This is a genomic window from Chryseobacterium sp. SIMBA_038 (assembly GCF_046535115.1).
Lineage (GTDB): Bacteria > Bacteroidota > Bacteroidia > Flavobacteriales > Weeksellaceae > Chryseobacterium.
The window spans coordinates 1-239 of sequence record NZ_JAWRXH010000417.1; the positions used below are offsets into that span (position 1 = coordinate 1).

General features: G+C 38.1%; 1 pseudogene. It reads right to left on the reverse strand.

What is annotated here, in order from left to right:
• A pseudogene (locus tag SB689_RS24115) lies at window positions 1-239 on the reverse strand (gliding motility-associated C-terminal domain-containing protein); the annotation flags it as partial.

The following is a 239-nucleotide window of genomic DNA, read 5'->3' on the forward strand; positions in this document are numbered from 1 at the left end:
TATACTGTATGAATGAATCTTGATAATCCTGTGAAAATGTTTGATGCTTGATAATCAATATCATTCAATGAATATTTATAAGGCGCAGTTCCTCCTGAAACGTTGATTGTTGCCGTAGTTCCAGAAACGGTCATACTTGTAATTGTTGGCGCCTGAGCAGTTGCAACAGTTACCGTCTGACGATAAATACAGCCGTTGAATCCAAGGTCTACATAATAATTTCCTGCTCCTACGGTTAT